We start from the raw sequence: 1208 nt of genomic DNA, 5'->3' as shown, positions 1-1208 counted from the left end.
ACTACCATTGACGTTTTTATATTTCAACCAGTTGCATGTTTAATTCAATAGCTTTTTTTGTAAGAAATTTAATTTGTTGTTCTTTTTGTTTTTGCAAATAAATTTCAACTCCTTTTTCTACATATTGCATTCCATTACTAAATGTTTTGTAATATAGTTCCGCTAACTTTCTTGCTGTAGCCTTTATTGCTATTGCCGCTCCTCTTCTTGCTTTTAGTTTTCTAGCAAAAGCTCCCAAGCCTGGTTGTTTGCTAACTAATAAACTTTGAGCTGCTTGCTTAAATATTTGCCCAGATCGTGTCATTGCTTTTTTCTTACTTCTTTTATTCATCTTTCCTGATTGATTCTTTCCAGGAGCCAATCCTAACCATGATACAAATGCCTTAACATTTGGCCATTGCTTTATATTATTACCAAGTTCCGCCGTTAGACGCATAAGACTATAATCGGTCAAACCTGGTAAAACAGTTGGATTTGCACCATGAATTCCCATCAATAAATCATGCAAGTTTTTTATATCAGGTTTGTTATGTCGTATTGGTTTTATTCTATTATCGTCTTTATAATCATTATTAGCTTTACCCTTAAATTCAATCAATATTTTTTCACTTTTAATGTCGCACAACCTAATTTGATTTAAATAAAACAGATAGCCATCGTATGCTTGTTGAAGCTCAAAAATATATTCCTCTTTATAATTACCTTCCAAGGCTAATAAAATATTTGATCCTTTTCTTTTAATCAAATCTTTTGTACAATAGCTTAATAAAACTTGAGCATCTCTTTCACCTTCTAGGATAGCTTCTATCATTGCCATTCCACTTGCTCCGTGCGTTTGAGACAAAACTTCTGGAAGTCGAATATTCATTTGCACCAGTGCTTTTTGCATATGAAGTATGTGAGACGATGCCATTTGCAATTTATCTTCACGCATACGAGTATAAACTCTCAACTTTCGGACAATATCCTCAGGAACAAAACTTTTTCTTAATAGACCATAACTGAATAATTGTTGTATCCATTGGCAATCTTGTACATCAGTTTTTCTACCAGGCAAGTTTTTACTATCAGCTGGATTAACTAAACAAACATCAAAGCCCATGGCTTCCAAAATATCGTATAGAGTTATCCAATAAATCCCTGTTGCCTCCATTGCGACATGAGTTATACCATGTTCTTGCATATAGAAACCAAGCTCTTTGTAAGTT

The 1208-nt window shown here is 33.3% G+C and carries 1 protein-coding gene; it reads right to left on the bottom strand.

Annotated features, from left to right (window positions below; genetic code table 11):
• Positions 1 to 16: 16 nt before the first annotated feature.
• A partial coding sequence (locus ACNQGX_RS18315; RefSeq protein ID WP_417978749.1) for an IS110 family RNA-guided transposase occupies positions 17 to 1208 on the bottom strand: 1192 nt, incomplete at its 5' end.

This window comes from Flavobacterium glycogeni, assembly GCF_048286775.1.
GTDB lineage: Bacteria > Bacteroidota > Bacteroidia > Flavobacteriales > Flavobacteriaceae > Flavobacterium.
The sequence above is the reverse complement of the archived record's forward strand: the minus strand, read 5'-3'. Positions and strand labels throughout refer to the sequence as shown.